Below are 26,769 nucleotides of genomic sequence, written 5' to 3'. Positions count from 1 at the left end.
CTCGTTGGTTCCCCATCCTGCCGTACTCGACCTGCCTCACGCCCTGGTCGAGTGGGTCACCATACCCATCGTCACCCGCGAGGGTGACCGCCGTTGCAAGCTCCCGCCTCACCAGCGTGCTCTCGTCGCCCCGGTCTACCTGCGCCGGCACGACACCCTCGCCCAGACCGCCGCCGGGTTCGGCATATCCGTCGGTGCCACCCACGCCTACGTCACCGCCGCCGTCGACCACCTGTCCCAGCGGGCACCCGGCCTGCTGCGCGTCCTGCGGGAGACCGGCCCCGAGCACATCCTCCTGGACGGAACACTCGCCGAGTGCGGCCGGGTGGGCGACAGCCGGGGCGACTTCTCCCACAAGCACCGCCGCCACGGCGTGAACGTGCAGGCCGTGGCCGATCCCGCGGGCAAGCTGCTGTGGATCTCGCACGCCTTGCCCGGCCGCACCCACCGGATCATCCGAATCCGTGAACACCAAGGCGTGCCCGTCCTCGCCGACCGCGCCTACATCGGAGCCAACCCCTGGGTGACCACGCCGGTCCGACGCCCACCCTCGGAGAGCTCACTCCCACACAGCGGACGATCAACCGGGCCCTGTCAGCAGCCCGGGCACCGGTCGAACGAAGTGTCGCAAGGCTGAAGTCCTGGCGGATCTTCCGCTGAGCCCGATGCAGCCCGAACCGCCTGTCGTCAATCGCTGCCGCCGTCCTCACCCTGGAGCAGCACCGCTGAAAAAGCTCAGTCGAAGCGCCTGCTGTTCATCTGGGTGAGGTGGGCGCTCGGAGACTGTTGCACCTCTATCTCCCTGACCAGCGGAGGGTCTTGGACGAGGGGGCGGATGCTGGGGGACTTGTCATGAGGGTGTGCCGGCCGGCTGCGGGGATGGGGCCGTCGCGGTGCGCCGATACGCGCTGGGGCTGATGCCGCGGGTTCGTTTGAACGCCGCGCTGAACGCGAACGCGTCGGAGTAGCCCACGGCGCGGGCGATCTCCGCGACAGTCGCCGTCTCGCGCTCGGTCAGCAGGTCCGCCGCGAGCGTCATGCGCCAGTGGGTGAGGTAGGTCAGGGGCGGCTCGCCGACCAGATCGGTGAACCGCTTCGCCAGCGTGGCCCGCGACACCCCGGTCCGGCTGGCCAGCGAGGCAACCGTCCACGGCGCTGCCGGTTCCCCGTGCAGTAGGCGCAGCGCGTCGCCCACCACCGGGTCGCGCCCGGCGGAGTACCAGCCCGGCGGAGTACCGCCGGGCCGGTCGAAGTACTCGCGCAGCGCGCACACCAGCATCCAGTCCAGCAGCCGGTCGAGGACGATCTGCTGGCCCGGGGTGTCGGCGGCGACTTCGGCGGCGAGATGATCCCACACGGGGTCGGGCCCGCCGCCGGACCCCACGCGCAGTACGACGGGCAGCGCGTCCAGCAGCCTGCGACTGATCTCCCCACGCACCGGATAGGCGCCGACGACCAGGGTCGTCGTGTCCTCCCCGCCGGTACCGGCATCGTGCCAGCCAAGCCGGTAGCGGGTCCCGCCCTGCTCGGGCGTCGAGCAGAACGCGCCGCACTCGACGGGTTCGGCCCGAGTGCCCACCTCGTCGACGAAGAGGAACGGCGCGGGGCCCCGCACGATCACTGTCTCGCCGACGCCCAGACGCTCGGGAGGGCGGCGCTCCGGCACGATCCAGCCGCCTCCGGAGAGGACGGTGCACAAGGTCAGCGGCGCGCCGTCCACGAAGTGCAGCGACCAGGGCGGGGTCAGGGTCGAGCTGCCGAACAACGAGCCCTGGGCCCGCACTCCGCGCAGTAGGTCGCCGAAAGCATCCACCCGCCAAGGCTAAACGATTCAGACGATTACCCAGGTGATCTGGCGTATCACCTATGGAACCGTCCGGGCGCGTGCCGTTGACTCGCTGCCATGAGCAACGACATCACTCTTGTCCTCGGCGCGACGGGCAACACCGGCCGGCGGGTGACCGCCCGGTTGCGGCTACGCGACACGCCCGTGCGCGCCACCTCCCGTTCCAGTCGGATCCCGTTCGACTGGTTCCACCCCGCCGGCTGGGATCAGGTCCTGCGGGGCGTCACCACCGCCTACGTGGTGCCTGTGCCCGTGCCCGGTCCGGTGCACGACTTCGTGGCGCGGACCGAGGCCGCCGGTGTGCGGCGCCTGGTCCTGCTCTCCGGTCACGGCGCCGACGATTGGGGCGACTCCGCGTTCGGTCTGGACATGCGCTCGGCCGAGGACGCCGTGCGCGGCTCGGCGCTGGAACGGACCATCCTGCGTGCCTCGAACTTCGCCCAGAACTTCGACGGGCGCCCCTTCCGCGCCCCGTTGGCCGCCGGCGAGCCGGCGCTTCCGGCGGGTGCGGTCCCCGGGCCGTTCATCGACCTTGAGGACGTTGCCGACGTAGCGGCCGCAGTGCTGTCCGAGCCCGGACAGCACGCCGGTCGGGTCCATGAGCTGACCGGGCCGCGCGGGCCGCCCCAGGCGGAGGCAGTCGAGCCGATCTCCCGGGCGTCCGGGCAGCCCATCGTCCATCGGCGCATCTCCCCGGCCGAGTACACCGCGACGTTGGTCCAGGAGGGCTGGGGCGAGGACGAGGCCCGGCACCTCACCGAGATGTTCGTGCTGTTTGAACGCGGGACCGCCGCCTGGACGTCGGACGCCGTCGCCACCGTGCTGAGGTGCGCGCCGCGGACCTTCGAGGGCTTCGTCCTGCGGGCCACGGCAGCGGAAGCCTGGCGGTGCTGAGTCCCGCGGGCCTTGGCCTGGCGTACTGGGCTCCGGGAAGCGGAGCACCGCACGCCATCCCGCACATCCACACCACTTGTCTACGTCCGTATCTTCACGTAACCGGAGCCATCGATGCATGCCCTGCTGGTCGCCGCCAACCCCGACCCCCGGTCCCTGACGCATCATGTGCTGGGAAAACTTCAGGCAGCGCTTCAACCCGGTTCGGTCGAGATCGCCGACCTGGCCAAGGAGCGGTTCGACCCCCGGTTCACTCCGGCGGATCGTCGGGCGTACCACGACGGCGGCAACTATCCGGCTGACGTCACGGCTGAACACCGTCGTCTTGAGCGCGCCACCGATCTCGTGCTGATCTTCCCCGTGTACTGGTGGTCGATGCCTGCACTGTTGAAGGGGTGGATCGACCGTGTCTTCGTCAACGGCTGGGCCTTCGAATACTCCCCCGCTTCGGGTCTGCAGCCGAAACTGCAGGGCCTCACCACACATCTTCTCCCCATCGCCGGCGACGACTGCGGTGCATACGAGCGCCACGGATACGAGAGCGCACTGCGGACGCAGATCGAGCACGGCATCATCGACTACTGCGGCAGCCGGCGCGGCTCCACAGCGTTCATCTACGAATCCGAACAGCTCACTCCCGAGGCCACAGTGCGAGATGTTGACCGTGCGGTGCGGACCATCAGCGAAGCCATCCATGCCCGCCTGAAGGAATGAGGCAGGTCAGACAGTCTTTCAACCGGTGAGATGCTGCTGAAGAACCCGCCTGCTGAGGGCCGCCGGGCCGGCCCTTGTATCCCTCCGGACGCAGTCGGCGTGCCCTGCCGCCGCTTGGGGCGGCAGGGGTTCGTGGGGCGCTGCCCGGCGGCCGATGGTGCGGACAGGCGACCGGTATCGCGTATGGACGCCGCCTTCGCCGCCAGGATGCGCGCAGTGCGGCGGCGAGCTGCCCGACTGCGTTCGTGCGGGTCCTGCTGCCCCGCCTCGGCCGACCGGTACCAGGGGCAGGGGGTCGAGGGCCGTGTCCAGCTGTCGAGATGGACGGCCTCGCGCTGGTCCACGGCCTCGGCGGCTGGTTCGCCCTGCGCGACAGGCGACACCCTCGTACGGTCCCTGCCGGACGGCCTGGAGACGGTGGTCGGCGAACGCGGCTGCCGCCTCTCCAGCGGCGAGCGCCGGCGCACGACCATGCCCGGCTGCTGCCGGCCCGCCGGCACGTGGCCATCCTCGACGAGGCCACCACCCACCTCGACAACACCTCGGAGCCCGCCGTTCAGGAGGCCCTGACTGAGGCCCTGGTCGACCGCACCGCCCTCGTCATCGCCCACCGCCTGTCCACCGTCCGCGCGGCCGACCTCCTGGTGATCGAGAGCGGCCGGACCGTAGCACGCGGCGCCCACGACGAGCTCCTGGCGGCCGACGGCCGCTACACCGAGCTGTACCGGACACAGTTCGAGCAGCGGGAGAGCGGGGAGCCGGGGCCCGTCGCGGCCGCGGGGGGCGTGGCGTAGGGGAGGGCGGTCGTTTCGGAAGGTCCTTGCGCGCGGGGCGGGCCCACCGGGGGCGGTGCGGCCCGTGCCGCGCGGTGACCGGACCTGGCCCAACCCCCTACTCGGGTATCACCGCGCCTTGGCTCCCTGGTGTGACGCCCCGGCGCCCACCGCGTCTCTACCCTCTCGTCTTCCCACGGACGAGACAGAGGAAGACGGATGGATGCGCCGCTTCAGGACGTTGCCGACCACCGCCGTAGTGACCACGCGTGCCAGCAGCACACGGCGAAGCTCGCCTTCGCCGCACCGCGAGAACGCCACCGCGCGACAAGCTCCACCGGACGCGGGCAGCGAGTTCACGCCGCTGCTGCGTGACGTCGAGGGACAGGGGCTGCTCGACCGGCGCCCCGGCTGGTACGCGCGCACCATCGCGACCAACGCGCTGGGACTTGCCGCCATCGTCACCGGCACGGCGCTCATGGGCGGCTCCTGGTGGGTCGTCGCGCTGGCCTCCGTCCTAGCCGTCCTGTGTGCCCGCACGGCGTTCATCGGCCACGACGCGGGCCATGCCCAGGTCAGCGGCGACCGGGCCGTGAACCGCCGGATCGGCCTCGTCCACGGCGACCTGCTGCTCGGCGTGAGCCACGGGTGGTGGGACGACAAGCACGACCGCCACCACGCCAACCCCAACCACATCGGCAAGGACCCTGACGTCGCCCCCGACGCCCTCGTCTTCACCAGTGAGCAGGCTGCCACCCGCACGGGCTTCCGCGGCCTGCTCACCCGCCACCAGGCCCGGCTCTTCTTCCCGCTCGCCCTCCTCGGGGGTCTCGCCCTGAAGCCCTACGGCTTCCAGGACCTGTACCGTCGGACCGGCCGCGAACGGCCGGTGGAGGGCACGCTCCTCCTGACGACCATGCCGCTCACGCACGCACTCGTCTTCGTGGCGCTCCACCAGGCGCTGTCCGAGCTGCATCTGGGCATGGCCTTCGCGCCCGACCACAAGGGGATGGACATGCCCGACCTCGACGGCGAGAAAGGGGGACACCTGCGGCTCCAGGCCATCGCGTCCCGCGACGTCAGGGGCAGCTTCCTCACCGACTGGTTCCTCGGGGGCCTCAACTACCAGGCCGAGCACCACCTGTTCCCCAGCATGCCCCGCCCGTACCCGAGGCTCGCCCGGTCCATGGTGAAGGCCCGCTGCCGCGACCTCGGCAGCCCCTACGCGGAGACCGACCTCGTCGACTCCCACCGTCAGGCCCTGCGGCACATGGACGAAGTGGGAGAACCGCTGCGTGCCGACATGTGAGGAGCCGACGCCTTGCGCCACTCCGGACGCCGTCGCGGCGCACATAGGCTGGTGCGCATGACCTCAGTGGAGGAGGAACGCCCGCGCGCACTGCTCGCGGGGGCTTCGCGGCGATGGGTGCGGCTGCTGCCGTGGGCCGTGGCATTCGTGCTGTGCGTCGCCCTGCTGCCCACGACCATCGTGGTCCTCAGCGCCGACTACGGCCTGACCGGAGGCGTCGCCGGCGGGTTGGCCGTCGCGCAGGCCGCGCCGCTGCTGCTCGCCGTCGTACGGCCGCTGCAGGCCTGGTACGTGGTCTTCGTCGCGGACGTTGCCGGGGCGCTCGCCCTGCTCACCGTCGACTTCCAGGAGCGGCTGCTGTGGCCGTTCCCGCCCATGGAGATCGTCGGGTACGTCGGCCTCTGCCTCGCCCTGGGGCTGCGCGAGCGGCGCCGGACACTGCTGCTGGTGTGGCTGGCCACGGCCGCCGCGAACGTGGCCCTGGGGCTCGTCGCGCCCCATGGCTTCGGCGCCGTGGGCCTGCTGTTCACCATCCTCGGGGGCGTCGCGCTCCTGCTGGGCGGTGCGCTGCGCGAGCGGTCCGAGGTGCAGCGCAGGCTGGTCGAGCAGGAGACGATCAGCGAGGCCGAACGTGGCCGGCGGACGCTGCTGGAGGAGCGCGCCCGGATCGCCCGCGAGCTGCACGACGTGGTGGCACACCACATGTCCGTCATCACGGTGCAGGCGGACACCGCGGAGTACCGCCTCGACAGGCTGCCGCCGGACGTGCGGGAGGAGTTCACGTCCATTGCGGCGACCGCGCGTGAGTCGCTCGGCGAAATGCGACGGCTCCTCGGCGTGCTGCGCAACGAGGAGGCGCACGGCGAGCTCGTGCCCCAGCCGGGCCTGGCACAGATCGGGCAGCTGGTGGAAGTGACGGCGAGGGCCCGCGGGCCGGTGGAGTTCACCCCCTGCGACGTCGAGGTGCCCGAGGCGGTCGGTCTGTCCGCGTACCGGATTGTCCAGGAGGCTCTCTCGAACGTCGTGCGGCACGCACCGGGTGCCCGCACGCAGGTGTCGCTGTCGGTGACGGAGTCCGATCCGCAGGACGGTGCGCGGCTCACCGTCCTGGTCGTCAACGGACCGCCGCCCCAGCCGCCCGACCGGCCGCTCGAGGTGGGCGGCACCGGGCACGGCCTCGTCGGCATGCGCGAGCGGGTGCGGCTGGTCGGCGGCAGCCTCGACACGGGGCCGCTGCCGGACGGCGGCTTCCGGGTCGCCGCCCAACTTCCCCTGAACTTCCCCGACTGAAAAGGACTTCACGTGACGACGCGCGTCATCATCGTCGACGACCAGGCCATGGTGCGGGCCGGCTTCGCCGCCCTGCTGGCCGCCCAGAGCGACATCGACGTGGTGGGCGAGGCCCCCGACGGCGCGCAGGGCGTCGAGCTGAGCCGGCGTACCCACCCGGACGTCGTGCTGATGGACGTGCGGATGCCCGAGATGGACGGGCTGGAGGCCGCACGCCGCCTCCTGGAGTCGGCACCCGGTGTGACACACCGGCCGCGCGTCCTGATGCTCACCACCTTCGACGTCGACGACTACGTCTACGAGGCGCTCCGGGCGGGCGCGAGCGGCTTCCTCCTCAAGGATGCGCCGCCGGCCGACCTCATCGCGGCGGTCCGCGTCGTGGCCTCGGGTGACGCGCTGCTCGCCCCTTCCGTGACGCGCCGCCTCATCGCGGACTTCGCCAAGCAGCGTTCCGCCGTCCGGGGCAAGTCCGCGCTGCGGCTCAAAGGCCTGACGGAACGCGAGACCGAGGTCCTCACGCTGGTGGCCCGCGGGCAGTCGAACGGGGAGATCGCGCAGACGCTGGTGCTGGCCGAGCAGACGGTGAAGACGCACGTCAGCCGCGTCCTGACCAAGCTTGACCTGCGCGACCGCGCCCAGGCGGTGGTCTTCGCCTACGAGTCGGGGCTGGTCGTTCCGGGCGAGTAGGACCGCCCCCGCCCCTCCTCCACCCCCTACCGCGGTAGCACCCCCACATTGGCTCCCCGGTATGACGCCCGGCGCTCAGCCGTCCCCGCACTCTTCACCCGTCACAGAAAGTGCGCGTGAGAGGGAGACGGGACATGAGGCTACGCAGGGGCAAGCGGCAGAAGGCGGACAACCGGCCCGAGGTCCCGGCCGCCACGCCCGGTCTCGCCGTCGAACTGCGCGACGTCCGGCGGCAGTACGGCCGCGGGCCGGGCACGGTGCACGCCCTCGCGGGCATCGACCTCGCCCTGCCGCGCGGCACGTTCACCGCGGTCATGGGCCCGTCCGGGTCCGGCAAGTCCACCTTCCTGCAGTGCGCTGCCGGGCTCGACCGGCCGACGGCGGGATCCGTGCGCCTCGGCGGCACGGAGATCACCGGCATGAGCGAGAACGAGCTCACCGAGCTGCGCCGCAGCCGCCTCGGCTTCGTCTTCCAGGCGTTCAACCTGCTGCCGTCGCTGACCGTGGAGCAGAACGTGCTGCTGCCCATGCGCCTGGCCGGGCAGCGCCAGGACCGGCGCCAGGCGCAGGCGGTGCTCGCCCAGGTCGGACTCGCCGACAAGGCGAAGAGCCGGCCCGGAGAGCTCTCCGGCGGTCAGCAGCAACGCGTGGCCGTCGCCCGCGCCCTGGTCACCGGCCCCGACGTGATCTTCGCGGACGAACCCACCGGCGCCCTCGACACCGGCACCGCCGCCGAGGTCCTCGGCCTGCTGCGCAATGCGGTGGACGCTCTGGGCGCCACCGTTGTCATGGTCACCCACGACCCGGCCGCGGCCGCCTGGGCCGACCGTGTGCTGTTCCTCGCCGACGGCGCCTTCGTCGACCGCCTCGAGCGCGGTTCGGTGGAGCAGATCGCGGCACGGATGGCCGTGCTCACCTCGCGCGCCTCCCGCTCCGGTGCGATGACGGGGGTGGCGGCATGAGGCGCCCCAACGGACTCGCCCGTGAGGCTGTCCGCTTCAAGCCCGCGTCCTTCGCGGGGACCTTCCTCGCGCTGCTGATGTCCGCACTGATCGTCTCGGCCTGCGGAATCCTCCTCGAGACCAGCCTGCGCGCCTCCGTGCCGCCGCAACGGTACGCGAACGCGCCGGTCGTCGCGGCGGCGGACCAGAACAAGTACGTCGTCACCGGCAGCGGCGAGGACCGCGAGAAGGAGGCGACGCCCCTGCCGGACACGGCACGGATGGACGCCGGGCTGGCCGCGAAGGCCGCCGGGGCGCCGGGGGCAGCCACCGCCGTCGCGGACTTCACCTTCCCGGTGCGCGCGGTGGACGCCGGCGCCCGTGCACCGACTGTTCCGGGAGGTGTGCTCACCGCGCACGGATGGGGCTCGCACACCTTCACCGGCACCTCGTTGACCACCGGCTCCGCACCCCGCGAGGGGGAAGTCGTCCTCGACGCGGGAACGGCCCGCGCCGCGCACGCCGCGGTCGGCGACACCGTCGTACTGGAGACCGCCGCCGGCCGGCAGGACTTCCGCGTCGCCGGCGTCGCCGAGGCCGGCCCCGCGGAGACCGCCCGCGACTTTGGCGACGCGGGTGCCCTGACCTGGTTCGCCGACACCCAGGCCCCCCTGCTCGCCGGGCATCCCGGCAAGGCCGACGCCATCGTCGTGCTGGCGGAGGACGGCACCGACGCCGACGCCCTCGCCGGCGCCGTGAAGCAGGCCCTGGCCGGCTCCGGCGTCCAGGTCCACACCGGCGACGACCGCGGTGCCGTCGAGGACCCGGGCCTCGGGTACGCCAAGGTGACGCTCTTCGGAATCGGCGGCTCCTTCGGCGGCATCGCCGCCATCGTCGCGGTCTTCACGGCCGCCGGAACCGTCGCGCTCTCGGTCGGTCAGCGGGCCCGCGAGTTCGCCCTGCTGCGCGCCGTCGGCGCCACCCCGCGGCAGGTCCGCCGCGCGGTCGCCTCCGAAGCACTGCTCGTCGCGCCGCTCGCCGGGATCATCGGCTGCCTGCCCGGCATCGGGCTCGCCCACTGGTGGTTCGGGCAGCTCCAGGACCGGGACGCCATCCCGCGCGCCGTGGACCTGCACGTCTCCGGGCTTCCGCTGCTCGCCGCCGTCGTCATGGGACTGCTCACCGCGCTCGGCGCAGGCTGGATGGCCGGGCGCCGGCCCGCGAAGATCAAGCCCGGACAGGCGCTGTCGGACGCGTCGGTGGAGCGGCTGCGGCCCGGTCTGGTCCGTACCCTCCTCGGCGTCGGCGCCCTCGTCGGAGGCACGATCCTCACCGGCGTGTCCGCCCGCTCCGCCGGGGACGACGCGGCCGGCGCCGCCCTCGGCGTCGTCATGCTCTTCATGCTCGCCGTCGGGCTGCTCGGCCCGTTGGTGGCACGGCTGTGCGCCGGCCTGTTCGGCCTCCCGCTGCGCGGCGCGGGCCCGTCCGCCGAACTCGCGGCCGCCAACTCCCGTACCAACGCCCGCCGCCTCGCCTCCGCGATCACCCCGATCGTACTCGCCGTGGCCTTCTCCTCGACCCTCGTGTTCATGCACACGAGCGAGACCCACGCCGCCGACAAGCAGCTGCGCGCGGGCATCACCGCGGACCATGTGGTGACGGACCCGGCCGGGCTCCCGGTGGACGCGGCGGCACGCGCCGCCCGCGCGCCGGGCGTGGAGGCGGCCGTCGGGCTGCTGAACACGCAGGTGCTGGTGCCGACCGGCTCCGGCGAGTTCACGTCGCTCCAGGGCGCGACCACCCAGGGCGTCACCGGCTCTGGCGCCGAGCTGGCGAAGGTGCAGGACCTGGACGTACGCGACGGCAGCCTCGACCGGCTCGGCGAGGGGCGTATCGCCATCGACAAGGCCCTGGCGACCTCGGCGGACGCCGGTGTCGGCGACCGGCTCCCGCTCTACCTCCCCGACGGGACGGAGGTCAGCCCCGAGATCGTCGCGGTCTACGGCCGCGGCCTCGGCCTGGCCACGGTGACCATGGACCGGGCGTCCCTGGCCGGGCACGTCACCTCGAGCTTCGACAGCACGCTCCTGGTACGGGGCGGCTCAAAGAAGTCGCTCACCGCCCTGGGCGAGGTCACCGACGCCTCCGGCTACGCCACCGAGCAGAACCGCGACGCGAAGCTGGGCGCCTGGATGAACAACACCATGGCCGCGGTCCTCGGCGGGTTCGCCGCCGTCGCCGCGGTCAACACCCTGGTGATGACGGTCCTGGGCCGCCGCCGCGAGCTGGGCATGCTGCGCCTCGTCGGCTCCACCCGGCGTCAGGTGATGACGATGCTCCGCTGGGAAGGCCTGCTGGTCGCCGTGGTGGGCCTGGTCCTCGGCTCCGCGATCGCCGCGGCCACGCTGATCCCGATGATGAGCGGCGTGACCGGTGACATGCCGTACGTGCCCCCGCTGGTGTACGGATGCTTCGCGGTCGCCGCCGGCGGCCTGGCCCTGCCGGCGGTCACGCTGCCGGCCCGGGCCACGCTGCGCCGCTGGTCCTAGCCCATCCGGGGCGGCAGCGCCACATGCCGTGCGCGCCCCCCGTTGCCCCCTTCCTCACCCGGCAATGACGGAAAGGACACTCATGACCACAACCCTGGATCCCCCGGTCCCCATCGGGAAGGCCGCTGTCGGAGCCCTCGGTTTACTGGCACTGTCCACCGGCGCTCTGGAGTCGGTGGTGTCACCGACGATCCCGCTCCTGGAACGCGAACTGGACATGAGCCAGTCCGAAGGGGCACTGCTCAGCATCGTGCTCCTCGTCACCGGGGCACTCATCACGCCGTTGGCAGGCAAGTTCGGCGACCGCTACGGCGGGAAACGAGTCCTGATCCGGCTGATGGCGGTCGTCGCGGTCGGCGGCACGGTGTCCGCCCTGGCCCCGAACCTGCCCGTGCTGCTGCTCGGGCAGGTGCTGCAGGGGGCGATGGTGGGCGCGCTGCCCCTGTCGTTCATCGTCGTGCGCAAAAACCTGCCCCCGGGAGAGTCGAGGGTCGCCATCGGGGTGGTCAGCGGACTCTTCGTCGGAGGAGGGATGGTCGGCATGCTGTCGGCCGGGCCGGTGGCGGAAGAGCTCTCCCGGCACTGGATGTTCGCGTTGCCCACGATCGCGGTCATCGGGGCCACCCTGCTGGTGAACAGGCTCATGCCGTCCGACCAGCCGGGCGGGTCGGACGACGCCGGCATCGACTGGCCCGGCCTGCTGCTCCTGAGCGGGGTGCTGGTCACGCTCATGCTCGTACTCGCGCTGGCGCCCGAAGCGGCCTCGCAACCACTCGTGCTCGGCGCCCTCGTCGTGTTTCTGGCCGTCTTCGTCACCGGTTGGGTGTCCGTCGAACGGCGTGCGGCCTCTCCGGTGATCAATCTGCACATGCTGGCACGGCCCGCGATCTGGAAGGCGTGTGCGCTGACATTCGTGATCTGCCTCGGCACCTCGATGGCGGCCTATCTCGTTCCGCAACTGCTCGACGAGCGCGGCGACGGGTACGGATTCAGCGCCGGCGCCACCGAGATCGGCTTCCTCCTGCTGCCCGGCGCCGTCGCCGCGACGCTGGCCGGGCCGCTCGGCGGGATCGGGGACCGGCGTTTCGGCTCGCGTGCCGTGGTCAACACCGGGGTCGTCATGATGGCCGTCTCCCTGGTCGTCCTGGCGTCCGTGCACACCGAGGTCTGGCACGTCGTCGTCGGCAAGGCGCTGATCGCGCTGGCCAACGGCTTGTGCGTCACGGCGATGATGACCAGCACCGCCACGGCCGTCGATGCCAAGGACACCGGCATCGCCACCAGCCTGATCCTGGTGAGCCGCGTACTCGGCTACGCCGTGGGCGGGCAGCTCGGTGGTGCGCTCCTCACCGCCGCAACCCCTTCCGGGTCGGAGGTCGCGGCCGAATCGGCCTACGTCACCGGCTTCGTCGCAGCCGGCGTCGTCACGTCGCTGGCCCTGTTCGTCACTCGCACCATGCCCAAAGGAGTCAAGGAATGACCCTCACCGATCAGCTGACGGATGTCCGTGGCACGCCGAGGCGCAAGGTCCTGATATCCGGGGCCAGCATCGCGGGGCCCGCCCTCGCGTTCTGGCTGAACCGCTACGGATACGCGGTCACGGTCGTGGAGAAGGCGCCCACCCTGCGTGGCGGTGGCTATCCCATCGACGTGCGCGGCACCGCACTGGAAGTCGTCCGGAGAATGGGGATCCTGCCGCGGCTACGGGACGCGCACATCGACCTGCGGCGGCTGACCTTCCTTGACTCGGACGGCAGCGAGGTGACCTCCCTGCACCCGCACGCCGTCACCGGCGGCGTCGCGGGACGGGACCTGGAGGTACGGCGTGGGGATCTGACGGAAGCGCTGTACACGGCGGTCCGTGACGACGTGGAGTTCCTGTTCGGCGACTCCATCGACACCCTCGACCAGAGCGACCACGGGGTCGACGTCACCTTCCGCGGGGGTGGCAGCCGTACGTTCGACATGGTGTTCGGTGCGGACGGCATGCACTCGCGCACCCGGGAGATGCTGTTCGGCCCTGAAGAGCAGTTCCGCCGCTACCTCGGCTACTGCTTCGCTGTGTTCACCATGCGCAACACCTTCGGGCTCTCCCACGAGACCGTGATGTGGAACGCCCCGGGCAGGGCCGCGGCACTCTACTCCGTGGGGGACGACGACGAGGTGCACGCCTTTTTGAACTTCGCCCGGCCGGAGCCGCCCATGGACGCGTTCCGGGACCCGCAAGCCCAACGCGACCTGGTCACCAAGGTCTTCGCCGACGCGGGATGGGAGGTCCCGGGCATGCTGGCCGCCCTGCGCGAGGCGGAGGACCTGTTCTTTGACGGGGTCGGCCAGATCCACATGCCCCGCTGGTCCAACGGCAGGGTCGCGCTGGTCGGCGACGCCGCGTACGCGCCCTCGTTCCTCACCGGACAGGGCACCAGCCTCGCGCTCGTCGGCGCGTACATGCTCGCCGGCTGCCTCGCGGACCGGGGTCACGGCGCGGGCTTCGCCGCCTACGAACGCGACACCCAGCAGTTCGTGACCGCGAACCAAGAGCTGGTCGGCCAGGGCGGCGCCGTCCTCTTCCCCACCACCGCCCAGGCCCTGGAGCAGCGCAACGAACGGCTGCGCAGCCTCAGCGCCATGCCCCCAGCGGAGGGAAAACCGGCTCATTCGGCGCTCACTCTGCTCGAGCCCCTGCGCCGGCATGACCGCCGAGCCGGGTCGGGCCCTGCCGGCTGATGGAACTCCATCTGGAACAAGTCGAGCCGTTCCGTAAAGAACGGAGCACGGTCACGGCAGACGACCTCGCTCCCCGGGCGTTCGGCCGGCCAGGCCGCGACCGTGCCCGCCCGCAGTCCTGGCACGGCAGGGCCTGATGGACCGCTTCGGCGGCGGCCGCGGCCGCACGTTCGCGCTCCGCCTGCTCCTGGGCAGCCGCATGGGCGGCATCGCGGCGGGCCTGCTCCGCGCGGGCCGGCTCACGGCGCCGCACGAGGTCCTCCGCCTCGATGGCCGTCTGCTCGCGCAGCCGGTCCTCGAGGACGCGCCAACGCTCGCGGTCGGTGAGGCCGGGCAGCTCCCGGTCGACCTGGGCTGCGATCTTCGCTCGCCGGGCCCGCCGGATGTGGAGGAGGCCGGGCAGGTCCTGAGGCGCTTCACCCACGGCGGCCCCAAGTACCCCACCTGCCAGGCCCTCGAAGAACTCGGCCGCGCCGTGCGTACCATCTTCGCCTGCGGCTATCTCGCCAGCCCCGACCTGCGCCGGGAGATCCATGGCGGCCTCCAGGTCGTCGAGAACTGGAACAGCGCGAACACCGTGCTCCACTACGGCACGGGCGGCGCCCTGACCGGTCCGGGCAAGGAGCACGCCGAGGCGTCGATGCTCGTGCTTCATCTGCTCCAGTCCGCGCTCGTGCATGTCAACACGCTGCTGGTGCAGCAGGTCCTGGCCGAGCCGGCCTGGGTGAAGAATCTGAGGGACGAGGACCGGCGCGGCCTGACCGCACTGTTCTGGTTCAACGTCAACCCGTACGGCACCTTCCGCCTGGACATGGACAAGCGGCTCGACCTGGGGCTGACCGCTGCCGTGCCCCGCCCCCGCAACCCGGCGGATGTCGCCGACCGATCGAGTGCGGGGACACATCGAAGGGCTTCGTTGATCTCACCGGCCCCGGATGAACGAGACCGTGTGGCCGGACGTTCGACCCGGTGGCCTTCGGTTTCGAGGTGGTGTCTTGGCCGGATGACGGCCGGTGCGGTCAGGCGTCGTTGGTGTCGGTCGGTGTCGCCTCGCCGAGCATAGCGAGGGTGAGCACGTTACCGGCGATGCCCCAGCCGCCGTCGGCGACCTCTTCGACCAGAACCATGGTGTTGTTGCGGGCGCGCTCGCCGTAGATTTCGACGTACAGCTCGGTGGTGCGGGTGACGATCTCCTCCTTCTGCTTCGGGGTGAGGGTCTTCTCGGGGACCTTGAAGTTCGCAAAAGGCATGGCTGGTTGTTCCTTCTCTCAGTGGGGTGTTACAGGGAGCTGCCTGCGGTGAGCAGGCTGTCCAGTCCGATGCGGCGGAAGAAGTCGGCGCGGAGGCGGTCGGCGACCGCGGAGACGACTTCGCTGCCATCCCGGCTGGGGTCTATGTGGGTGCGCGGAGGCCGGGTGCCGTGCTTCATCGCGACCAGTCGCGCGACGGCTTCAGCGACCTCGGTCACATCGGCGTCCGAAGGGATGAGCGCGGCCAGGCGCTTGCCCAGGTCGTTCATAAGGGATTGGTGACGCTGGTCGTAGGCTTCCGCACGGTCGATGTCGGCGGGGGTGCCTGCGTTGGCGAAGTGGTTGGTGCCGGTGGTGAACGCACCAGGCACCACGATCGCGGTGTCGATGCCGAACGGAAGCACCTCGGCGGCGTAGCTGACGGCCAGGGCGTCCATCGCGGCCTTGGCGGCGAAGTACGGGGCCAGGAAAGGGGGCAACCGCCGCGGGTGCTGGAGCTGCCGATCCACACCAGCAGCCCCGAGCCCTGCTCCCGCAACTTCGGCAGGGCGGCGCGGTTGACGCGCTGGGTGCCCAGGACGTTCACGTCGTACAGATCCGCGAACTGCTCGGCGGTGAACGCCTCGGCGGCGCCCAGGACCATGTGCCCGGCGTTGTGCACGACCACGTCGAGTCGGCTGTGCTCAGTGACGATCCGGTCGATTGCGCCGTCGGCGGAGTCCTGGGAGGTGACGTCCGGCTCGACGGCGTGCACGTCGACCCGGTGGTCGGTGCCGTAGCGCACCAGGTCGGCCACCGCGGTCGCGTTACGGGTCGCCATCTGGCGGATGCCCGCGTACACGGTGTGACCGGCGAGGGCCAGAGCACGCACGGACAGCGCCCCGATGCCGCTGGAGGCCCCGGTGACCGGGATGGTCTTTCCGGTGCCGTCGTTCCTCATGACAGGGTCTTTCGTTGATCGATGGGGTGGCTGGGCGGGCGGTTCAGATGATTCCGCCGTTGGCGCGGACGACCTGTCCGTTGATCCAGTGGCCGACCGGGGAGGCCAGGAACGCGACGACCTCGGCGATGTCCGACGGGGTACCGAGTCGCTCCAGCGGGGGCTGGGCGGCCAGGCGGGCGATGGTCTCCTCGTCCTTGCCGTCCAGGAAGAGGTCGGTGGCCGTGGGGCCGGGCGCGACGGCGTTGGCGGTGACGTCCCGGCCCCGCAACTCCCGGGCCAGGATCAGCGTCAGCGCCTCGACCGCGCCCTTGCTGGCGGAGTATGCGCCGTAGCCCGGGAAGGCCAGCCCCACCACGGACGTGGAGAACGTCACGATCGCCCCGCCGGGGCGCACCCGACGGGCGGCCTGCTGGACGACGACGAACGTGCCGCGGATGTTGGTGCGGTGCAGGTCGTCCAGGACGGCCAGGTCCAGCTCGGCGATCGGCGCCAGGTGTGCCCGCCCGGCCGCGTGTACGACGACGTCGACACCGCCGAACTCTGCTTCGGCCGCGTCGAACAGGGCAGCGACGGCGTGTTCGTCGGCGACGTCGGCACGCACCGCGATCGCCCGGGGACCGTCGTTGACGGCCTCCTTCACGGCTGCTTCGGCCTCGTCCTGGTTGCCGGCGTAGCCGACCACGACGGCGTATCCGTCGGCGGCCAGCCGCCCGACGGTCCGGCGGCCGATGCCGCGCGATCCGCCGGTGACGATCGCGACACGGGGTGAGGCGGAGGGCTGAGCCGGGGCAGCGGTCCTGTCGAGGGAAGTGGGGATGGGCATTACTGACTCCTGTGGTGAATGCGGGTCGGGCCGCGGTCTCGCCGTCGCCCTGCTGCGTCATCCACGATCGGCCGGTCCCCCACCCCTAGCCAGGGGTGCGTTTACCCAGGGGATGCCACCCCCTGGCTATGGCTCGGTGCGCGCGCGACCATGAAGGGGTGAACCTTCCAGAACTCGGCGCCTTCCTCAGGACACGCCGCGACCGCATCCGCCCCGCCGAGGTCGGTCTCCCCCAAGGCCCGCGCCGGCGCGTCCCCGGGCTGCGCCGCGAGGAAGTCGCCCAGCTGGCAGGGCTGTCAGCCGACTACTACACCGAGCTGGAACGCGGCAGCGCAAAGAACGGCGTGCAGCCTTCGGCCCAGACCCTGGCCGCCCTCGCCCGAGCCCTGCGCCTGAACGGCGATGAGCGCGACCACCTGTTCCACCTCGCCGAACGGCCGGGCCCTCCGTCAGCGCACGGACCGTCGGCACACGTGCAGCCCGCGCTTCTCGGACTGCTGGACCGGCTGTCCAACACCCCCGCGCGCGTCATCACCGACCTGCACGAAACCCTGGTGGAAAACGACCTGGCCAGGAACCTGCTCGGCAGGTCCCCGGCACACCGCGGCCCGGCGGCGAGCTTCGTGTACCGCTGGTTCACCGACCCGCAGGCGCGCGAGAGGTACCCGCCCGAGGATCACCCACACCACTCCCGGGTGTTCGTGGCCGACCTCCAAGCAGCGGCCGCCAAGCGCGGTCGGGACGCGGAGGTCACGAAGATGATCGCCGTGCTACGCCGCCGCAGCCAGGAGTTCGCAGCCCTCTGGGACACCCACGACGTCGCGGTGCGCCGCATGGACCACAAAAAAATCGTCCACCCCACGCTCGGCATCATCGAACTCGACTGCTACAACCTCCTCAGCGAAGACGGACGCCAACGCCTGCTGTGGTTCACCGCCCCGCCCGGAAGCCCGGGAGCCGAGCAACTGGAACTGCTGTCCGTCATAGGGACCCAGGACCTGGGCATCACGGAGGGCACGGCACCGGAGGGGTTGTCCGCGGCGGAATCCGGATCGCAGCCCTGACCCGCGCCGCCGAGGGGGGCCGCCTTCCCGGCAAGGCGTGGCGGTCCCCACCCCCACAGAGATACGTTCTCCGGCCCGGGGCTCACGATGACCCCCTTGATTCCCGTTTTCCTCACGCTCACGGGATGGTCTCCGCAGCGGCAGGTTGACCGGGCGCGGCAGCGCCGGTGTTTCATAGGTGGTCGGTCATGGCGTAGCCGACGACCTCGTGGGTGGCCAGGTTCGGTCGGCAGGCGAGGGAGAACCGACCTCTGCGGTGGGCAGATAGGCGATGTCGCAGATCAGCTCGGTCCCGAGGCGCTCGGCATGGAGGTCGCGGCCGATCAGGTCCGGGGCGGGTTTGGTCGTCGTACAGGCCGGGTCAGCGAACACCGCCTGCGCCGGGTGACGCCGCGCTCACGCATCGCGCGGGCGACGTGTTTACGGTTCACCCGCCGGTACCAGCCGTGCAGAGACTCGAAGCTGATGCCGGGTTCCCGGGCGACGGCGGTGACCGTCTTGCCCGAGGAATCGGCGAGTGCGATCGCGTCCCGCTTGAACTCCTCGGTGTACCGCTTCGTGTACTTGTTTCCCACCTGGTGCTACTTCCTCCAGAACCTCAAGATCTCAGTTTCCAGGTGTCCAGCATCAAGGGGAAGCTTCAGCCATTCGTTGATGGCTGCGACCAAGCACCGTCGCTTCGTAGCGGACAGCGAGTTTGTCGTACCGCGTGGCCACGGCCCGGTGGCGCTTGAGCCGGTTGATCCCGCACTCGGCCGCGTGCCGCTGCTTGTAATCGGTCGTGTCGGACTTCGGTGGCCGACCGCCACGCGAGCCGCGCTTGATGCGGTTGCGGACCCGGTCCGCCGGGACCGGGATCGTCACCTTGATCCCGCGTCGGCGCAGGTAGGAACGGTTGCTGCGAGAGTCGTACGCCTTGTCGGCCCGCACCCGGTCCGGGCGCGTGCGCGGTCTGCCGAGTCCCAGCCTCGGAACCCGGATGGCTTCCAGGACCGCTTCGAACTGCGGGGAGTCGCCCTGCTGCCCGGCCGTGATCACGACCGACAAGGGCTTCTTTCTGCCCCTGCTCGACCGCGAGATGGATCTTGTTGGTCAGTCCGCCGCGGGAGCGTCCGAGGCCGTGGTCGGCCGGCTCGACGAAGATCCCGCCGGGCGGTTCCTTTCTGGAGGTCCCCCTTTTCACCGCTCCCGCGGCGTGCTGGTGGGCCCGGCAGACGGTGGAGTCGACGTTGACCTCCCAAGTGATCAGGCCCTTCGCGTCCGCCTCCGCCTGGAGCTGGGTCAGGATCCTCGCCCAGGTGCCGTCCCGCTGCCGGCGCCGGAACAGGTCGTAGACCCGGTCCCACGGCCCATAACGTTCGGGCACGTCCCGCCAGGGAGCACCGGTCCGGGTCCGCCACCGTATGCCGTCTATCAGCTGCCGCCGCATCCACAGTGCGGCCGGCCCGGCTCGATGCCCCGCGTCAGCAGCGGCTCAAGCCGGGCCCACTGGCCGTTCGTCAGATCCCCACGTCCCGCAGCAGGGGATCAACAACGAACAAGATCCACTTATGCAACAGCCCCTGGACGAGAGGGGCGAAGCCTCAACCGTAAGACAGTCCCTGCTCGCCCTGGTGCGTCCCCTCAGGAACGAGACGTTCGCCCGGCTCGGTGTCGGACTCGGCGTCTCGGAGGCAACCGCCTGGCACTATGCCGACAGGGCTCCGACCGGACTGGGCGAGGGCGATGTCGTCATCGTGGACGGCATCCTGATTCCCAACGGCCGTGTCGCGGCGGACGAGCCGTACGGACATGAGCGGTGGCGATCCTGCCGTACTCGCCGGGACCGGTGATGCCACGGACGCCTCCCTGGGGCGCTGCCCGGTCCGGTCGATACATCCGGTACCGCTCCAGAAGCACGGGCAGCGGCTCACGCCCTGTGCTGCCTCTCTGCGGGGAGGGGTGGGCTCATCTCTCCGGCGCCTCACCCGCATCCTTGATGCGTGCGGCCGTGCGCCGACGGCGCACACCGTCTGACCGCGAAGGGACTGAACGCATGGCAGGGGGACGTAGGCTGTCGACCGGGGAGCGACGGGTCGGAAGGATACGGGCCGGAGGTCTGGCCGTGCTCCCGGTCGGTCTTGTGCTCGTACTGGCGGGCCTCGGCCTGCTGGTGGGAGTGCTGCCGGCGAGGATGGCCGAGGAGGCGGCGTTCCTCTCGGCGCGCTCGTGCCCGGCGGAAGTGCGCTCGGGGGTGACTCCGGTCAGGACTGTCTGGAGTCACGGGAGTTCGTCGTCGAGGACATCCGGGTCCGGAAGGGGCGCGGCACGGTCAGCACGGTGCGGCTCGCCGATCCGGCCGGCGGCGGACTGACAGTGCGTTTCGGCAGCCCGGACCCCTTGCCGGAGCGGTTGCGCACGGGCGCGGTGGTAACCGCCGAGTTGTGGCGCGGCGAGGTGGTGTCGGTGAGCCGGCAGGGTGCGACCCAGGAGACGACCGGGCATCCCCTGGGCGGGGGAGCGATGGTGGCCGGGCTCGGGCTGCTCTTCGCCATGACGGGCGCGCTCGCGCTGTACGCGTCGTGGTGGTGGTTGATGCGGCCGGGTGCGTGCGTACGGGCCTCCCCACCGGCGTTGGCCGCCGTCGGACTGGCCGTACTGTGGATGGGCGTCGGAACCGTCCCCGTGATGTGTGTACTGTACGCGGCGGATGCGCCCGGCCTGCTGGTTCCGGTGCTGTGGACGGTGGCGGCGGTGCCGTCGGCGGTCGCGGCGGTACGCCGGGCGCGACGAGGGAACACCGCCGCGTCGCCGTCCTGACCAAAGGTGCCGACACCCAACGCGCCACCGTATGTCCTCGTGCTCTCCCCACCCGGGTGCGGGGCGGCGCCACAGAACGCGGGTGTGTTCGCCGGTTCGAAGGAACCGGAGGCTGAAGAGCACTCGCCGCCCTGGCTTCCGTGCTCACCGAAGCGCCGGAAGCCGTCGGGAGGGACGACACCTGCTGGACGGCATCCCGTTCCCCGACGGGATCCTGACAGGCCCGGAGCGGACGAAGCAGCGATCGCCGCAGCCGAGGAGCGGCTAGGGCTGCGACTGCCACCCTCATACCAGAGGTTCCTGGCCGCGAGCGACGGGTGGCACGTCGACCGGACGGCCGGGATCCATCAGCTCGGCGGCACCTCGGACATCGACTGGTTCCGGGATCCCTGCGGCATGGCCCCGCTGTACGAGCAGAACCTGGACGACACCCCGCGCAAGGAGGACGTCCCGCCGGCCGGGATGCGGCAACGAGCACTGCGGCTGGAGACGGACTCCGACATGTCCCACGCCCCGCTCGATCCAGGCGACAGCGACCAGGCCGGCGAGTGGGCGCTCTACGTCCACAAGGGCTGGAGCGGTGAACTGCCGGACCGATACCCGTTGTTCCGCGCATACACGGAGGCCGTGTACCGCGGCTTCCACGCCGACCGCGCGGAGAGGCCCGACTCCGTGAACGCGACCACACGCGCCCAGGACGCCCACGTGAAGCAGGCCCGCCTGCCGGCCCTGCGTGGACGGTACGAGGAGGCACTGTCCTTCGGAAGACCCCGAAGCGCCGTTCTGTTGGACCAGCTCCGACATCTACCGGCCCCGCGCGGCTCCTTCGACTACGGCAATCTGGCGGCGGACCCTCGACCGGTAGGGCTGGGGCGCAGCGCTTACTCCTTCAACGGCTTACTACCTGCCTTTGCGCCAGTATTTGAAGAACACAATGACGCCAACAAGGAAAACCGCAGCGAAGACGATAAAGTTCAAACCGTTCACCCAAAACCTCCAGGCCAGGGGATCCGGCTCAAGGTCCGGATCCCTGATGAATCAGAAGTACTGCTTTACTTTATTTTCCTCAAGCTGCCTGGGCCCCTGAGAAACCATGTCCCACAGCTCCCAGTGCAGCACCTCCGGCACACGCGAGTACGCTGTCTCCCAGATCTCCCCCTGTCCATGTTGCTTCCACCGCTCCCCCCGCGCAGCCGCCGACAATCGCTCCTCCGAGAGGCCCGATAACGGGAGTTAGAGCAGCAGTGACAGTTACTCCTAGAGTTCCTGCCGCGATCGAATTCAAGCCGTCCGACAAAGAAAAGAGACCGGTGGGGTCGGTGCGGTTGACGGGGTCGCCGGTGGCATAGAGGTAGGAGTTGGTCTCCCGGCCCGAAGGGTCGGACTGGGGGAAGCGGCCCAGGTGGGGGTCGTAGTAGCGCGCCCCCATCTTGTACGATCCCGTCGGATCGAGATAGGCGCCGGTGAAACGGTAGGGCTGGGGCACCGACTCGGTCGGAGAAGTTACCGTTATCCGATCGGTGCAAGATCGGAAGAACTCACTCCCTATACTCCCCCAGACGGCCAAGGGAGCCGGTGGATCAGATGTCTGGAAATGAGAAAAATCAATCCGCTATCAGCACTCCAACCAGCACGCCAGCTACAATGAAAACAAACCAAAAAATTACTTGCGACTTGCTCACCGCGCCTCCCGCGCCAATATATTCACTGATGACGTAAATTTGGTCATGCCTTCCGGGAGGTTCAGCGCTGCCACCATCGTGGATCTCCGAATGGCAACGCCGAACTTCTGACGGAAGTTAATTTCCAACAAAACCACTAAACGGGTTCGCGCACTCCCCTAGAGGTTGTCCCGTAACTGCTGGTCAGGGGTGGGATGATCTTGCCGTGGCTGGTGTGATCACGGCGTCGGAGCCGTCCTGGACAGCCCCGTTCACCGGACTGAGCCCGCGGCAGTTCACCAAGCTCATCACCGCGCTGCGGCGCGAGGGCGCCGATCCGGTCCGCCGGGGCCGGCCGTGGTCGCTGCCGCTTCAGGACCGGGTGCTGTTGGTGGCCGCGTACTGGCGCACCAACCTCACCCTGCGCCGGCTCGCCCCGCTGTTCGGCGTCTCGAAATCGGCGGCTGACCGGATCGTCGACCACCTCGGACCGGTTCTCGCGCTCCAGCCCCGGCGGCGGTTCCGCAAGGAGACCGTGCTGATCGTGGACGGCACGCTGGTCCCCACCCGCGACCGGACCGTGGCCGCCTCCGGCAAGAACTACCGCCACTCCACCAACCACCAGGTCGTCATCGACGCCGACACCCTCCCCCAGACTCCGTCCGGGGGCACCCCCATGGTCGTCGCCGTCGGCAAACCGCTGCCCGGCAACCGCAACCTCGCGTCCCAGGATGAAAGAGGTTCACTCAGCTTCTTTACTTCTGTCTACGTAGGCTGAGAACGTGTCCCTCGGCAGGCATTGTCGTCATACACGTCGCAAGCTACTGCCGCTACAGAGCTGGCCTGAGCGACTATCGGGCCTACTGTCCGGTCCGAATCGTCGCATTAGGATTGAGTCTTCCGACGCCCCAGGAAAACGAAGACCGCCAGAATTACTCCGCTGACCGAGGCGATCACTCCGAGCGCGATCGGCACAGCATCTCCAGTAGCCATTCCAGCAATGCACGCGCATATCCCTCCTATGATCAAAATCGCAGAAAAGGTTCGCACTCTCTTTATCGCGTCATCCATCGATGCACTCTTTCGTCGTTTTTCACGCGGCTCCCCACATACGCAGGGAGGCCGTGGGTCGGAAAGGAGTTCCCGACCCACGGGATCCGTGGTTTCCTGTACAGTTATTCTTCGTGTGTCATCCGTAGGTGATGATGTCCGCTCCGTAGTATCCTGCGGCGCCTCCGAGCGCACAGCTGCCGACTACGGCAGCACCGGCGCCTATAGCGCTGCCAACTCCGGCGCCGACCACGCCTCCGACCGCGGAGGCGTATGTAATGACGCCGGTCTCTGCCGCAGCCCCAATCCCCGCCACACAGCCTGTGACGACTCCGAAAATGTCACTGCCCGTGTCGAGGACGTCGGAGAAGCTGAACAGTCCGGTGGGGTCGGTGCGGTTGACGGGGTCGCCGGTGGCGTAGAGGTAGGGGTTGGTCTCTTGCCCGCTGGGGTCGGGCTGGGTGAAGCGGCCCAGGTGGGGGTCGTAGTAGCGCGCCCCCATCTTGTACAGGCCCGTGGGGTCGAGGTAGGTGCCGGTGAACCGGTAGGGCTGGGGCACCGTCTCGGTGGGGGTGGTGCGGGGCAGGCCGGTGGGCCCGTAGTCGTAGGTGTGGGTGCGCTCGCCGCTCGCGTCGACCAGGCCCATGACCGAGCCGAGTGCGTCGGTGAGGTAGTAGTGGCTCTTGCCCCCAGTGGTCATGGAGTTGAGGGTGCCCGTCGGTTCGCGGACGAATCCGGTGTCGGCGCCGGCGGTGGTCTGGGCGGCCAGGCCCAGGGGCCCGTGGTGGAAGGTGGTGGCGCCGAGCTTGACGCGTTCGGCATTGGTGGTGCCGGCGTACTGGGCGGTGTACTGGGTGCCGTTGACGGTCAGCAGCTTCAGCTGGGAGAAGGCGTTCCACTGCTCCTTGGTGCGAACGGCGGTGGAGGCGGCCACCGCCGAGGTCTCGTGCCCGGCCTTGTCGTGCGACCAGCCCGAGGAGTCGCCGTTGCGGGCGGTGAGTTGGTTGGCGTCGTTGTAGATGAAGCGGTCGCCGGCCGGGCAGGTGGAGTCGTTGCCGGACTGGGCGGTGAGGTTTCCGGCCGCGTCGAAGCAGTACAGCCAGGAGGCGGTGCGCTCGCCGTTCCGGGTTTCTTGGGCGTAGGACAGGCGGGCGGCGGAGTCGTAGGAGTAGGCGATCCTCTTGCCCGAGACGTGGTCGGTGCGGGAGCGGATCTTGGTGCCGTCGGTGATCCGGTCTGAGCCGGATCCGGTGGGAACACCGTAGAGGTAGGAGTAGGACAGGTCGATCAGGGTGGTGTCGCCGGAGGTGGCGGTGATGCGGGTGGGGCGGCCGGAGCCGTCCAGTTTCACCGACTGGGTGGTGCCGCCGGGGTAGACGGTCTTGGTGCGCTCGCCGTTGTTGTTGTACTCGTAGGTGGTCTTCCTGCCCGCCGGGTCGGTCAGCTCGGTCAGGCGGCCGGCAGCGTCCCAGCCGTAGTCCACGGTCCCGGTGGGATCGGTGTAGGTGTCCACGCTGCCGTCGGCGGTGTAGGCCAGCACCGTGGCCGAGCCGTCGGCCAGGGTGCGGATCGTCTCCCGTCCCAGGGCGTCGTAGAGCCAGCCGGTGGTGCCGGTGGCATCGGTGCGGGTGGTGCGGTTGCCGTCGCCGTCGTAGGTGAAGGTGACGGTGTCGTAGACCCCGTCGTCGACCTTCACCACCCGGTCGCGGTCGTCGTAGGTGTAGTGCAGGGTCCGGCCGCGGCCGTCGGTGACCTGGATCGGGCGGCCGAGAGCGTCGTAACGGTAGGTGGTGGCGCCCATCGGCGCGGGCGGGGCGGCCTTGATCAGGTTGCCCGCCTCGTCGTAGGTGAAGTGGGTGGTGTTGCCGCGCTGGTCGGTGGCGGTGCAGCGCTGGCCCTCGAAGCCGCCGCAGTCGGTGTCCTCGCTCTGGTAGGTGAACTTCCGGGTGCCGCCGGCGTCCCCGGTGACCGCGACGGAGAGGGTGTTGCCCTTGGTGTCGTAGGTGTAGTCGGTCTTGTGGCTGTCGAACGTGGTGAGGGTGCCGGGCAGGTCGGTGCCGGCGATGGTCTGGTAGCCGGTCAGCGATGCCGTCGCCCCGGTGGGCAGCTTGACGGAGGTGGGGTTGTTGCGGGCGTCCCAGCCGTAGGCGGTGGTGTTGCCCGGGTCGGTGCCCGTGCCCATCGCGTCGGTGGCCGAGACGACATTGTGGGCGTCGTAGGTGCGGGACCGCTCGTTGCCCAGCGGATCGGTGACCTTGGTGACCTCGCCGTCGTCGTTGTGGTGGTAGACGGTCTCGTCTCCGTCGGGGTCGGTCACCGTCGTGGTGCCCGCCCGCCAGGGATAGTCCGCGGAGTAGCTGTAGGTCCAGGTCGGGCCGCCGGGGCCGCCGCGGGTGAGGGAGGTGACCTCGTCGTGCTCACCGTAGGTGAAGGACACCACCCGCCCCTCGGGGGTGGTCACCTCGGTGATGCGGCCGTCGGCGTCGTAACCGAACGCCGTGGCCTTGCCTCCGGTGTCCACCGTGCGGACCAGGTTGCCGTCCGTGTCGAGGTGGTACTCCACCGTGCGGCCGGCCGAGTCCGTCGCCTCCCAGTGGTCTTCGTCGACCTCGGTCAGGTCGATCCACCGGCCGGAGCGGGTCTCGGTCAGCTTGAAGCCGGCATTCCGGCCGTCGGCCGTTTTGTGATGGTCGACGGTGATCGTGCCGCCGTTGCGATCGACCACCTTCGTCAGCTCACCGACGGCGGAGAAGTGATCCTTCGACCCGGTCTTGCGATCGGTGAGGGTGTAGGTGCCGTCGCCGTTCTTCCGGAAGTCCAGCGAGTAGCCGTCCGGGGTGGCGAAGGTGCCGTCTTCGTTCTTGTCGAAGCGGATGGTGCCGGCGGTGTCGTCGTAGACGACCATCATGTTGGTGAACTCGTCCAGCCGGCGCTCGTAGCCGGCCCACCACCGGTAGGGAAGCTGGCCGTAGGGCGGGCCGAAGGAGTTGTAGGTACGGGTCAGCTGAAGGTTCTGGCCCACGCCCGCGACGTCGAAGTCGGTGGCGGCCAGCATCAGGTTGCCGTTGGAGTAGTTGATCCGCGCCACCAGGGAGTCGGTCAGGCGCAGATCGGAGATCTCGTGCCAGGGCACCTCGCCCTGGCCGTCCGGCACCCACCGCAGTGGGGCCACCTCGTTGTCCTCGGCGTCCGGGCCATCGGAGCGGCGGGTCTCCTGGGCCTTGGCCCAGGCCCGTTCCTCCTCGGTCGGCTTCGCGGAGCGGACCGATGTCGGCGGCCGGTTCTTGCCCTCCTGCACCGGCGGGACCTTGGGCTTGCCGTCTCGGCCCCATGCGGAGGAGGCCGGCCTCTCCTCCCCCGGCGCGGCGGTGGCCGGGACCGCCGTCGCGGTGACCGCCAATGCGGCGGCCGCTGTCACCAGGAAGGTTCTGACCGGTCCGAGCGGTCTG

Annotated in this window: 18 protein-coding genes and 7 pseudogenes; 17 read left to right on the top strand and 8 right to left on the bottom strand. The window is 70.2% G+C overall.

Annotated elements, in window-relative coordinates:
• The first annotated feature begins 4 nt into the window (after window positions 1–4).
• Window positions 5–729 (top strand): annotated as a pseudogene (locus F0L17_RS25960) (transposase).
• 121 nt (window positions 730–850) lie between these two features.
• Here F0L17_RS25960 and F0L17_RS25955 read toward each other — a convergent pair.
• Window positions 851–1,813, bottom strand: a complete 963-nt coding sequence (locus F0L17_RS25955; RefSeq protein ID WP_162466700.1) for a cupin domain-containing protein — start codon at window positions 1,811–1,813, stop codon at window positions 851–853.
• A 90-nt stretch (window positions 1,814–1,903) separates the two neighbouring features.
• On the opposite strand from F0L17_RS25955, the gene F0L17_RS25950 reads away from it, so the two are divergent.
• From F0L17_RS25950 to F0L17_RS27910, 11 genes and pseudogenes are all read left to right on the top strand, one after another.
• Entirely contained in the window at window positions 1,904–2,740 is an 837-nt protein-coding gene (locus F0L17_RS25950) for an NAD(P)H-binding protein (RefSeq protein ID WP_155072947.1), read from the top strand.
• A gap of 114 nt (window positions 2,741–2,854) precedes the next feature.
• Window positions 2,855–3,454 carry an NAD(P)H-dependent oxidoreductase gene (locus F0L17_RS25945; RefSeq protein ID WP_155072946.1) on the top strand — a complete coding sequence of 200 codons (600 nt, stop codon included), beginning with the start codon at window positions 2,855–2,857 and terminating at the stop codon, window positions 3,452–3,454.
• 378 nt (window positions 3,455–3,832) lie between these two features.
• A pseudogene (locus F0L17_RS25940) lies at window positions 3,833–4,248 on the top strand (ABC transporter ATP-binding protein); the annotation flags it as partial.
• 202 nt (window positions 4,249–4,450) lie between these two features.
• Window positions 4,451–5,536: an acyl-CoA desaturase gene (locus tag F0L17_RS25935; RefSeq protein WP_155072945.1), complete on the top strand. Its 1,086-nt coding sequence runs from the start codon at window positions 4,451–4,453 to the stop codon at window positions 5,534–5,536.
• 57 nt (window positions 5,537–5,593) lie between these two features.
• Window positions 5,594–6,826, top strand: a complete 1,233-nt coding sequence (locus tag F0L17_RS25930; protein ID WP_155072944.1) for a sensor histidine kinase — start codon at window positions 5,594–5,596, stop codon at window positions 6,824–6,826.
• 12 nt (window positions 6,827–6,838) lie between these two features.
• Entirely contained in the window at window positions 6,839–7,513 is a 675-nt protein-coding gene (locus F0L17_RS25925) for a response regulator (RefSeq protein ID WP_162466699.1), read from the top strand.
• A gap of 134 nt (window positions 7,514–7,647) precedes the next feature.
• Window positions 7,648–8,475 (top strand): ABC transporter ATP-binding protein, encoded by an 828-nt coding sequence (locus tag F0L17_RS25920; RefSeq protein ID WP_155072943.1) that lies wholly within the window; start codon window positions 7,648–7,650, stop codon window positions 8,473–8,475.
• Window positions 8,472–11,003 (top strand): FtsX-like permease family protein, encoded by a 2,532-nt coding sequence (locus F0L17_RS25915; RefSeq protein ID WP_155072942.1) that lies wholly within the window; start codon window positions 8,472–8,474, stop codon window positions 11,001–11,003. Before F0L17_RS25920 ends, F0L17_RS25915 begins: the two co-directional genes overlap by 4 nt.
• An 82-nt stretch (window positions 11,004–11,085) precedes the next feature.
• On the top strand, window positions 11,086–12,483 hold the full coding sequence (locus F0L17_RS25910) for an MFS transporter (protein WP_155072941.1): 1,398 nt from the start codon (window positions 11,086–11,088) through the stop codon (window positions 12,481–12,483).
• A complete protein-coding gene (locus tag F0L17_RS25905) occupies window positions 12,480–13,730 on the top strand; it encodes an FAD-dependent monooxygenase (protein WP_155072940.1) in 1,251 nt (416 codons plus the stop codon). The genes F0L17_RS25910 and F0L17_RS25905 overlap by 4 nt, the downstream gene beginning before the upstream one ends.
• A 136-nt stretch (window positions 13,731–13,866) precedes the next feature.
• Entirely contained in the window at window positions 13,867–14,793 is a 927-nt protein-coding gene (locus F0L17_RS27910) for a transposase (RefSeq protein WP_238419617.1), read from the top strand.
• Here F0L17_RS27910 and F0L17_RS25895 read toward each other — a convergent pair.
• From F0L17_RS25895 to F0L17_RS25880, 3 genes and pseudogenes are all read right to left on the bottom strand, one after another.
• Window positions 14,750–14,980 (bottom strand): tautomerase family protein, encoded by a 231-nt coding sequence (locus F0L17_RS25895; RefSeq protein WP_155072939.1) that lies wholly within the window; start codon window positions 14,978–14,980, stop codon window positions 14,750–14,752. The genes F0L17_RS27910 and F0L17_RS25895 overlap by 44 nt on opposite strands.
• Window positions 14,981–15,009: 29 nt before the next feature.
• Window positions 15,010–15,920, bottom strand: a pseudogene (locus F0L17_RS25885) (SDR family NAD(P)-dependent oxidoreductase).
• A gap of 43 nt (window positions 15,921–15,963) precedes the next feature.
• Window positions 15,964–16,746 carry an SDR family oxidoreductase gene (locus F0L17_RS25880; protein WP_155072937.1) on the bottom strand — a complete coding sequence of 261 codons (783 nt, stop codon included), beginning with the start codon at window positions 16,744–16,746 and terminating at the stop codon, window positions 15,964–15,966.
• Between the two features lie 158 nt (window positions 16,747–16,904).
• Here F0L17_RS25880 and F0L17_RS25875 point away from each other — a divergent pair, with 158 nt between their 5' ends.
• Window positions 16,905–17,810 (top strand): MmyB family transcriptional regulator, encoded by a 906-nt coding sequence (locus F0L17_RS25875; RefSeq protein ID WP_162466698.1) that lies wholly within the window; start codon window positions 16,905–16,907, stop codon window positions 17,808–17,810.
• A 323-nt stretch (window positions 17,811–18,133) separates the two neighbouring features.
• Here the strand turns inward: F0L17_RS25875 and F0L17_RS25870 are convergent, their stop codons facing one another.
• Together F0L17_RS25870 and F0L17_RS25865 are read right to left on the bottom strand one after the other, a co-directional pair.
• Entirely contained in the window at window positions 18,134–18,385 is a 252-nt protein-coding gene (locus F0L17_RS25870) for a transposase (protein ID WP_162466697.1), read from the bottom strand.
• A 6-nt stretch (window positions 18,386–18,391) separates the two neighbouring features.
• Window positions 18,392–19,313: pseudogene (locus F0L17_RS25865) on the bottom strand (IS5 family transposase).
• Window positions 19,314–19,405: 92 nt separating this feature from the next.
• On the opposite strand from F0L17_RS25865, the pseudogene F0L17_RS25860 reads away from it, so the two are divergent.
• The 3 genes and pseudogenes from F0L17_RS25860 to F0L17_RS27905 form a co-directional block, all read left to right on the top strand.
• Window positions 19,406–19,615: pseudogene (locus F0L17_RS25860) on the top strand (helix-turn-helix domain-containing protein); the annotation flags it as partial.
• A 403-nt stretch (window positions 19,616–20,018) separates the two neighbouring features.
• A complete protein-coding gene (locus F0L17_RS25855; RefSeq protein ID WP_155072934.1) occupies window positions 20,019–20,609 on the top strand; it encodes a hypothetical protein in 591 nt (196 codons plus the stop codon).
• Between the two features lie 219 nt (window positions 20,610–20,828).
• Window positions 20,829–21,467, top strand: a pseudogene (locus F0L17_RS27905) (SMI1/KNR4 family protein); the annotation flags it as partial.
• A gap of 208 nt (window positions 21,468–21,675) precedes the next feature.
• Here F0L17_RS27905 and F0L17_RS27900 read toward each other — a convergent pair.
• Complete coding sequence (locus F0L17_RS27900) at window positions 21,676–22,095, bottom strand: RHS repeat-associated core domain-containing protein (protein ID WP_420802456.1); 420 nt, start codon at window positions 22,093–22,095, stop codon at window positions 21,676–21,678.
• Between the two features lie 401 nt (window positions 22,096–22,496).
• Here F0L17_RS27900 and F0L17_RS25845 point away from each other — a divergent pair.
• Window positions 22,497–22,988: pseudogene (locus F0L17_RS25845) on the top strand (transposase family protein); the annotation flags it as partial.
• Window positions 22,989–23,459: 471 nt separating this feature from the next.
• Here the strand turns inward: F0L17_RS25845 and F0L17_RS25840 are convergent.
• Window positions 23,460–26,738, bottom strand: coding sequence for an RHS repeat-associated core domain-containing protein (locus F0L17_RS25840; protein WP_338018225.1), 3,279 nt, complete (start codon window positions 26,736–26,738; stop codon window positions 23,460–23,462).
• Window positions 26,739–26,769 lie beyond the last annotated feature (31 nt).

This window comes from Streptomyces taklimakanensis (genome assembly GCF_009709575.1).
In the GTDB taxonomy this organism is placed as follows: domain Bacteria; phylum Actinomycetota; class Actinomycetes; order Streptomycetales; family Streptomycetaceae; genus Streptomyces; species Streptomyces taklimakanensis.
Note: the sequence above shows the minus strand (reverse complement) of the source record. Positions and strands in the feature narration are given on the sequence as shown.

What these genes read in the sequence shown, in the direction of transcription:
- F0L17_RS25950 (WP_155072947.1), top strand. Translation starts at nt 1,904, where the DNA reads ATGAGCAACGACATCACTCTTGTCCTCGGCGCGACGGGCAACACCGGC.
- F0L17_RS25945 (WP_155072946.1), top strand. Translation starts at nt 2,855, where the DNA reads ATGCATGCCCTGCTGGTCGCCGCCAACCCCGACCCCCGGTCCCTGACG.
- F0L17_RS25935 (WP_155072945.1), top strand. Translation starts at nt 4,451, where the DNA reads ATGCGCCGCTTCAGGACGTTGCCGACCACCGCCGTAGTGACCACGCGT.
- F0L17_RS25930 (WP_155072944.1), top strand. Translation starts at nt 5,594, where the DNA reads ATGACCTCAGTGGAGGAGGAACGCCCGCGCGCACTGCTCGCGGGGGCT.
- F0L17_RS25920 (WP_155072943.1), top strand. Translation starts at nt 7,648, where the DNA reads ATGAGGCTACGCAGGGGCAAGCGGCAGAAGGCGGACAACCGGCCCGAG.
- F0L17_RS25915 (WP_155072942.1), top strand. Translation starts at nt 8,472, where the DNA reads ATGAGGCGCCCCAACGGACTCGCCCGTGAGGCTGTCCGCTTCAAGCCC.
- F0L17_RS25910 (WP_155072941.1), top strand. Translation starts at nt 11,086, where the DNA reads ATGACCACAACCCTGGATCCCCCGGTCCCCATCGGGAAGGCCGCTGTC.
- F0L17_RS25905 (WP_155072940.1), top strand. Translation starts at nt 12,480, where the DNA reads ATGACCCTCACCGATCAGCTGACGGATGTCCGTGGCACGCCGAGGCGC.
- F0L17_RS27910 (WP_238419617.1), top strand. Translation starts at nt 13,867, where the DNA reads ATGGACCGCTTCGGCGGCGGCCGCGGCCGCACGTTCGCGCTCCGCCTG.
- F0L17_RS25895 (WP_155072939.1), bottom strand. Translation starts at nt 14,980, where the DNA reads ATGCCTTTTGCGAACTTCAAGGTCCCCGAGAAGACCCTCACCCCGAAG.
- F0L17_RS25880 (WP_155072937.1), bottom strand. Translation starts at nt 16,746, where the DNA reads ATGCCCATCCCCACTTCCCTCGACAGGACCGCTGCCCCGGCTCAGCCC.